The 4,381-nt window shown below is 44.2% G+C and carries 4 protein-coding genes; 1 reads left to right on the top strand and 3 read right to left on the bottom strand.

The window, feature by feature from the left end; all coding sequences use genetic code 11:
* Positions 1–259 precede the first annotated feature (259 nt).
* The 3 genes from AAEY83_RS12480 to lipB all read right to left on the bottom strand — a co-directional run bounded on the left by AAEY83_RS12480 (position 260) and on the right by lipB (position 2,453).
* Positions 260–724 carry a hypothetical protein gene (locus AAEY83_RS12480; protein ID WP_025644141.1) on the bottom strand — a complete coding sequence of 155 codons (465 nt, stop codon included), beginning with the start codon at positions 722–724 and terminating at the stop codon, positions 260–262.
* Between the two features lie 205 nt (positions 725–929).
* Positions 930–1,460: an inorganic diphosphatase gene (locus AAEY83_RS12475; RefSeq protein ID WP_025644142.1), complete on the bottom strand. Its 531-nt coding sequence runs from the start codon at positions 1,458–1,460 to the stop codon at positions 930–932.
* Between the two features lie 174 nt (positions 1,461–1,634).
* Positions 1,635–2,453: a lipoyl(octanoyl) transferase LipB gene (lipB, locus tag AAEY83_RS12470; protein WP_025644143.1), complete on the bottom strand. Its 819-nt coding sequence runs from the start codon at positions 2,451–2,453 to the stop codon at positions 1,635–1,637.
* A 401-nt stretch (positions 2,454–2,854) separates the two neighbouring features.
* Between lipB and AAEY83_RS12465 the strand changes: the two genes are divergently transcribed.
* Positions 2,855–4,285, top strand: a complete 1,431-nt coding sequence (locus AAEY83_RS12465; RefSeq protein ID WP_413771568.1) for a coniferyl aldehyde dehydrogenase — start codon at positions 2,855–2,857, stop codon at positions 4,283–4,285.
* The last annotated feature ends 96 nt before the right edge of the window (positions 4,286–4,381 follow it).

Here is a 4,381-nt window from a genome sequence, read left to right as displayed (position 1 = left end):
CTCTAATTTCATTCGGATTAGGTTTTCCTCCGAAGGGCAGTCCATCTTCGATATTTTAAAAGTTGTTTTATTCATAGTTACATTTATATCCGGGTAGTGGTTCAAAAAGTAGGCTGTCTAAGTGACAATATAAAGAAAAATGGTTTCAAAAGCTATACCCCAACCGAACCAGTCATTTCACCCTGTAAACCTATTTAAAGACTACTTAAAACAGACCACTATTAAACAACCACCTATAACAGACTCACGAAACTGTCATCTAGCCAAAAATACGCCACAATATCCAAAACAACCCTAGCATCACGACAGCGATAATTAATAGGCGTTTAGCCCAATAGGGCAGTAGGGGTTTTTTATAGCCGATATCATCGAGCTTACTATCGACACCGCGCTGCAAGCTCTTAAACCCTGATTCAGGAGGCGTAGATTTCACCCGTTGTTTTTGTAGAGGCGCAGTATCTTCATTAGCGACCTCTCTATCTGAGCTAATAGCACTATTTGGAATGCCTTGCTTACTGGCGATAGAAGTGAGTTGTTGGTGTTGTTTGGTTTTGAGGGCGGCTTCATATTCATCGATACGCGCTTTAGCGGCGTCCATACTGATACCCTCGTCAGCGGCTAACGTCTTGATGGCCATGACAAGATTACCTTTTTCGATCATTATGACGACCGACTTTGGCAGTTTTTTACGGATGGCTTGAGAGCTGGCGTCTGGATTAAACATAAGGAGCCTTTTTTGATAGTAATATTTGGTCAGATAGCGTTTATTATAGCAACTCTAAAAGCGCTAAGGGTTAAGCAAAACGTTACCCAAATCTTCAAAAAAAATGCTGCAACCCATTCGGATTGCAGCAAATAAAAGCTCGCTCTTTTTAAGCAACATAATGACTGTTAAATGAAGAGCGGCATCATAAAACGCAAGTATTCACTTATAGATCTTTCCAGCGCTGGATAGACTCTTTGATCACCTCTTTGGCTTCCGCGACGTCGCCCCAAGACTCAACGACCGTAGTACCGGCTTTTTTGAGGTCTTTATAGTGACTAAAGTGGAAGTTTAGCTGGTTGATCAGCTGCTTAGGTAAGTCCTCTAAGCTGTTATAAGCGTTGCCCGTATCGCGATCATCAGCAGGCACGACAACAATCTTGTCATCGACTTCACCATCATCAACGAACTTCATAACGCCGATAACTTTAGCTTTCAAAAAGATACCTGTTGGCAGTGGCTGCTCAGTGATGATTAGCGCATCAAGCTCATCGCCATCTTCGTCAAGGGTTTGCGGGATAAAGCCATAGTTACAAGGCTTAGCAAAGATTTGCGGATCAATACGATCAAGCTCGAATACAGCAAGCTCACGGTTCCATTCGATTTTGTGGCTACTACCAGTAGGTATCTCAACGACTACATTGATAACGCCGCCATCAACATCACCGGCGTCCAAAATCTGATTAAAATCTGCCATAAAGGGTCTCCAACTGTTGCTATTATTGAATATTAAACAAGAATATCTGTGTTTATACCGCGCCATTAAACCACAAATCTCGCAATGCTTAATGGCTGCCGAGTGCGAGTATAACAAGTTTGTATTTATTTTTCTTGTTTGCCTTAAGTCTATACTGGCACGATATTATGCAGTCTAAGACTTTGGCGGTACAGGACGCAGAGCAATATCGCCGGCGTGGCGCTGTGCAATATTATCAATAAGCATCTGGCTGACTCGCTTGTAACTGAGCGTCGCTTCGTTATTATTCATTTTGTGGTTATCCACGTCGTTATTATCAATAGAGACAAAATCTGCCAAGCGCAGCATTTGCATGCCCGCGTAACCGCAAGGGTTAATGGCGTTAAAAGCTGATAAGTCGCAGTTGATATTGAGCGCTAAACCATGATAGCTAAAACCGTGCTTTATTTTGAATCCTAATGAGGCGATTTTACCGAGCATAATATTATCAGTTGTCTGAGCTTCAGTATTAGCTTCATCGGTAACTGTCCCTGAGTAGATGTAGACGCCTGGGGCATCACGCCGGGCTTTGGCTTTAAAGTCTGATGCTGCGCTCTCACTGGAGCAGTGACTCTTGAGGCAATCATTGATCACGTCTTCTAAGGCTTGCTCTGCGTGAGAAACCAAATTGCGTACGCTCCAGCCTAAGCTGTCTAAGTCGAACAGCCAATAGATCACTAACTGGCCATGTCCATGCCAAGTCACTTGTCCGCCGCGATCGGTTTGAATGATAGGGGTATCTGTTTGCTGCAATATGTGCTCGGGTTTGCTGGCTTGACCTAAAGTATAGACATCGTTGTGATCGACAATCCATAGCTCATCGGGGGTCCGCAGCCCTTGCTGTTGTTTCACTTCGATGCGCTTGAGTATGCTTGCGCGCATTGCATCGCTCGTTGCCACATAATCAGCATCAGCAAAGGTGCGACTAATCAGAGTATCACTAAGAGGCTGCATAAGTCTCGCTATTTTAGAAGGTGTAGAGTGAGGTATATCCTCATAATAAAGGCTAAAAATAATCATTAAGTGTAGCAGTTTTTTTTATCTAATGAATATAGATATAGCGGTAAATTAAGTGCTTTTATTAGCTTAAGACAAAATTGGTAGCCGTTTTTAGTGCTCGTGTTTATATAGTACTACTTTAGCGCTCATGTATATCCGGTAACAAAATGATTAGCTGATACGAACCTATAAGTCTGATAATCGTGCTTTTCATTCGCCAGTCAATACGCTACATTAGAGAGCAACCCGCTAGTGCGTCTTGACGCTAGCTTTTATGACAAGGATGACAAATGACAGATACACAGCAAAACAACTATCAGGCCGATGATCAGATTATTGAGCAAACTCGTCATCACATGGCAAACGAGACGAGTCAGTCGCTGAGCATTGCAACGACCATTGATGAGATGCACGCGCAGTTTTCGCACTTATATAAGCTAAGTCGCGATCAGCCTATCAATGATTGGGCCACTCGCGCTGAGCAATTGGATAACTTGGAGCTGATGCTAAGCGAAAGGCAGGATAGCTTAGCGCAAGCGATCAGTGCCGATTTTGGCTATCGTAGTGAGTCTGAGACGCAATTTGCAGAGCTATTTCCAAGCTTTACCGGTATCAGTCACGCTAGAAAATACGGCAAAAAATGGATGAAACCGCGCCGTGCTTCCATCTCAGCACTTTATATGCCCGCTCATAATGAGATTCAGCCGCAGCCGCTAGGCGTGGTTGGTATTATGGTGCCTTGGAATTACCCATTATTTTTGGCGGTAGGGCCGATAATAGATGCGCTCACGGCAGGTAATCGCGTCATGGTAAAAATGAGTGAAGCGGCGCCGAAATTTGCGCAATCGTTTGCAGAGGCCGTGGCGCGCTATTTTTCGCAAGATATGGTCTGCGTAGTGTTAGGGGAGGTTGATATTGCTCAAGAGTTCAGCAAGCTGCCCTTTGACCATTTGCTCTATACTGGCTCAACCGCTGTCGGCAAAAAAGTCATGGCAGCTGCTGCGCCTAATTTGACGCCAGTGACGCTTGAGCTTGGCGGTAAGTCGCCGGTTATTGTGCTAAATGGTGCTAATCTTGAGTCAGCGGTTAATCGTGTGATGATGGGCAAAACTCTCAATGCGGGTCAAACCTGTATCGCACCTGATTATGTATTGGTGCAGCGTAAAGAACATGAGGCATTTATCCGCTTAGCCAAAGAGTGGATGGATAAGCACTATCCTAATATCGCCGACAATCCAGACTATTCACGCATCATCAATAATCAACAGTTCAAACGCGTGAAAGGCTATCTCGATCAGCTGCCCGGTGAGGATGTGCATCTCCTAACCGATGCCGAGCCTAATATCGACACGCGCTTGATGCCGCCGATTATCGTCAGCGAGCCTAACGATGATAGTGAAGTGATGCAAAATGAGATCTTTGCTCCTGTGCTGCCGCTAGTGCACTATGACACGCTAGAAGACGCTATCGATTATGTCAATGCGCGTCCGCGTCCTCTTGCATTGTATGTCTTTGGCGATGATCAAAATGAGATTGAGCAAGTGCGTTCACATACCGTATCAGGCGGCCTATGTATCAATGAAGTAATATTGCACGTCGTGCAGCATGATTTACCGTTTGGCGGTGTTGGTCATTCAGGTACGGGTGCTTATCATGGCCAAGCAGGATTTGAGCGCTTGAGCCATATGAAGCCTATTTTTGTACAAAATAAATTAAATGGTATGAATTTACTATTGCCGCCTTATGGTGGGTTCTTCAAAAAAGCAATGGGTATCATGTTGAAATAGCTCTTTTTAAATGAATAGAATAGGGCGTGTTGAACATTCGACCATGGCACTGACAGCGACTATTTTTTAGGCGATTCGATGTTAAAAATAATAAGT

The organism is Psychrobacter sp. TB20-MNA-CIBAN-0197 (assembly GCF_040309765.1).
GTDB classification, from domain to species: Bacteria; Pseudomonadota; Gammaproteobacteria; order Pseudomonadales; family Moraxellaceae; genus Psychrobacter; species Psychrobacter submarinus.
This window is presented reverse-complemented; position numbering and strand designations above follow the sequence as displayed.

Excerpts from the sequence above, each read along its gene's own strand:
- AAEY83_RS12480 (WP_025644141.1), bottom strand. The coding sequence starts at position 724 with ATGTTTAATCCAGACGCCAGCTCTCAAGCCATCCGTAAAAAACTGCCA.
- AAEY83_RS12475 (WP_025644142.1), bottom strand. The coding sequence starts at position 1,460 with ATGGCAGATTTTAATCAGATTTTGGACGCCGGTGATGTTGATGGCGGC.
- lipB (WP_025644143.1), bottom strand. The coding sequence starts at position 2,453 with ATGCAGCCTCTTAGTGATACTCTGATTAGTCGCACCTTTGCTGATGCT.
- AAEY83_RS12465 (WP_413771568.1), top strand. The coding sequence starts at position 2,855 with ATGGCAAACGAGACGAGTCAGTCGCTGAGCATTGCAACGACCATTGAT.